Origin of the sequence: Methanoculleus sp. DTU007, from assembly GCF_001512385.1 — an archaeon.
Classification (GTDB): Archaea; Halobacteriota; Methanomicrobia; order Methanomicrobiales; family Methanoculleaceae; genus Methanoculleus; species Methanoculleus thermophilus.
This window is the reverse complement of sequence record NZ_LFRO01000030.1, coordinates 9,174-12,223: the sequence shown is the minus strand read 5'-3', so window position 1 is coordinate 12,223 and position 3,050 is coordinate 9,174. Positions and strand designations below refer to the sequence as shown.

3 protein-coding genes and 1 pseudogene are annotated in these 3,050 nt (G+C 59.3%); all 4 read left to right on the top strand.

Translation table 11 applies throughout. The features are described 5' to 3' along the window. Window positions 1-618 (top strand): 4Fe-4S binding protein (locus ACI94_RS02975; RefSeq protein ID WP_286681082.1); only part of this gene is annotated, 618 nt, incomplete at its 5' end. Between the two features lie 10 nt (window positions 619-628). Next, entirely contained in the window at window positions 629-1,210 is a 582-nt protein-coding gene (gene hdrC / locus ACI94_RS02970; RefSeq protein WP_286681081.1) for a CoB--CoM heterodisulfide reductase subunit C, read from the top strand. Window positions 1,211-1,214: 4 nt separating this feature from the next. After that, window positions 1,215-2,055 (top strand): annotated as a pseudogene (locus ACI94_RS02965) (heterodisulfide reductase-related iron-sulfur binding cluster). A gap of 11 nt (window positions 2,056-2,066) precedes the next feature. Next, on the top strand, window positions 2,067-3,050 hold a 984-nt coding region (locus tag ACI94_RS02960; protein ID WP_286681080.1), incomplete at its 3' end, for a 4Fe-4S dicluster domain-containing protein.

Below are 3,050 nucleotides of genomic sequence, written 5' to 3'. Positions count from 1 at the left end.
AGCATCACTGTTGCCCGCAAACCTGCAAACCCCGAGACCGGCACGATCGAGGGGGACGTCCTGTGGGAAGAGAGCACCTGCGATGCATGCAAGATCTGTGTGGAGGCCTGCCCGCAGGAGGCAATCACCGTCGAGCGGGAAGTCATCAGCGACAAGCTGCCCGGCAAGGTTGAGATCGAGCAGGAGAACTGCTGCACCTGCACATGGTGTGTCCAGTCCTGCCCCACCGAGGCGATCACCGTTGAGAAGCTCTTCGAGGGAGAGATCGAGATCAACCCCGAGAAGTGCCCCGGCGGCTGCTCGACCTGTGTTGAGGTCTGCCCCTGCAATGCACTCTACCTGCCCGCCCCCGTCCCTGCAAAGGAGATGAAGGGAGAGATTGAGCCTAACATCGCCATCAACAAGGACTTCTGCATCCTCTGCGGCGCCTGTGTCAACGCCTGCCCGAGCGAGGACGCAATCATCCTGCGGCGGACGGCCATCCGGATGAAGGACAAGGAGACGGACCTCTTCAAGAGGATCAAGGAGAAACTGCTCACCCCAAGGACATCGAAGGTGAAAGAGGCCACCCCCGGAGAGGTCGAAGTCAAAGTTTTGGAAACAGCAGAAGAGGCGTGAGGGATAGCCAATGGCAGTAAAGAAAGAATACATTGACCAAAAACTCGCTGAGAGACTCCGGGACAGGAAGTTCTACGCTTCTGACAGCAACCCCGAGTTCCTCAAGGAAGTTGAGAAGATCGGGCAGACGGCCGCCCACATGTGCTACCAGTGCGGTACCTGCACAGGATCGTGCCCCTCGGCACCCCGGAGCTCATACCGCATCCGGTTGTTCATGCGCAAAGCGGTCCTCGGACTCGAGGAAGAAGTCCTCACCGACCCGGACCTCTGGCTCTGCACGACCTGTTACAGCTGCACCGACCGGTGCCCCCGTGACCTCGCGCCGACCGACGCGATCATGGCGATGAGGAACCTTGCGTTCAAGCGCGACATTGTCCCGCGCAACTTCCTCAAGACGACCCAGTTGATCTACGAGACCGGTCACGGTGTTCCGAACAACGACGCGAACCGTGCCGCCCGGAAGAAGCTCGGCCTCGATGAGGAGCCTGAGACGACGCACAAGTACCCCGAGTACCTGCCGGGCCTCAGGAAGATCATAGACCACTACGGACTGAAAGAACGCGCAGACAAGATCCTGTCGGAGGGTGAGTGAAACCATGAGCGGAAACAAGCGCCAGTATGCATTCTTCCTCGGGTGCATCGCCCCGAACCGCTACCCCGGCATCGAAGCGGCAGCCATCGAGACCAGCAAGAATGTCGGCATCGACCTCCTGCCCCTGAAGGGCGCAAGCTGCTGCCCGGCACCGGGTGCCTTCGGTTCGATTGACTTAAACGTCTGGTACGCAATGGCGGCCAGGAACCTGGTACTCGCCGAGCAGATGGGCATGGACATCGCCCTGATCTGCAACGGCTGTTACAAGTCCATCTGGGAAGTCAACCACAAACTGAAGCACAACGACGAACTGCGCGACGGCGTCAACGAAGTGCTCAAAGAGATCGATATGGAGTTCAAGGGGACCATCGACGTCTGGCACCTCGCCGAGCTCTACTACGACCCGGAGATCGTGGGCGTCAAGAAGCTCGCCGATAGTGTCAAGCGCCCCCTGACCGGTGCGAGAGTCGCCGTCCACTACGGCTGCCACCTGATGAAGCCGCGCAAAGAGCGGCACTTCGGGAACACCGAGAACCCGATGTGGATGGAAGAACTCGTNNGGTGTCCGTGGATACGATATAGCGCACGCGCTCGATATCACAAATGAGAAGCTGATTAACATGGAAGAAGCGGGTGTCGATGCAGTCACCGAAGTCTGTCCGTTCTGTCAGCTCCAGTTCGACCGCGGCCAGCTTGAGATCAAGGAGAAGTTCGGTGTTGCTCACAGCATCCCCGTCCTGCACTACAACGAACTCCTGGGACTGGCTCAGGGCATGAGCCCGGACGAGCTTGCACTCGACCTGCATGCCATCAATGTTGAGCCATTCCTGAAGAAGATCCTGTGAGGTGCAAACACATGGCAGAAGTCAAGAATAAAGAGGCAAGAATTGGCGTTTTTGTGTGCCACTGTGGTACCAACATCGCAGGTACCATTGACGTTGAGGCGGTAAAGGAATACGCCAAGACGCTCCCGAACGTCGTCGTCGCTGATAATTACGCGTATATGTGCTCCACACCCGGCCAGAACATGATCGTAGAGGCCATCAAGGAGCAGAAACTGACCGGAGTCGTCGTTGCGGCCTGTTCACCCCGTCTGCACGAGCCCACGTTCCGCAACGCGACCAAGGCAGGCGGCCTGAACCCCTTCCGGTTCGAGATGGCGAACATCCGCGAGCAGAACTCGTGGGTGCACATGCACCAGCCCGAAGAGGCAACCAGCAAGGCAAAGGATGCAGTCAGGATCGCCGTGGCAAAGGCTTCACTGCTTGAAGATCTCGTCCCGAAGAGCGTACCCGTCGAGAAGGCGGCGATGGTCGTCGGCGGTGGTGTCGGCGGTATGCAGGCAGCTCTCGACCTTGCAAACGCAGGGATCAAGACCTACCTCGTGGAGAAGAGCCCCACGATCGGCGGCAGGATGTCCCAGCTCGACAAGACTTTCCCGACGCTTGACTGCTCGCAGTGTATCCTGACACCAAAGATGGTGGATGTCTACCGCAACGAGAACATCGAGCTCCTCACCTACACCGAGGTTGAGGCGGTCGAGGGATACATCGGCAACTTCGATGTGACCCTCCGAAAGAAGGCACGCGGTGTCATCACCCCCGCAGAGGCGGAAGCCCGCGGCATCGTCGGCGGCGGCTGTACCGGCTGCGGCGACTGTGTCGAGGTCTGCCCGGTCATCAAGCCGAACCCGTTCGAGCTCGGCATGGCGCCGAGAAAGGCGATTTACATCTACCACCCGCAGGTCTCCCCGCTGATCTACACCGTCGACTTCGACGCCTGCGTCAAGTGCGGCCTCTGTGTCGAGGCATGCGGTGATAAGAAGGCAGTCGACCTCGAG

Coding starts and splice junctions, on each gene's coding strand:
- hdrC (WP_286681081.1), top strand. CDS start 629: ATGGCAGTAAAGAAAGAATACATTGACCAAAAACTCGCTGAGAGACTC.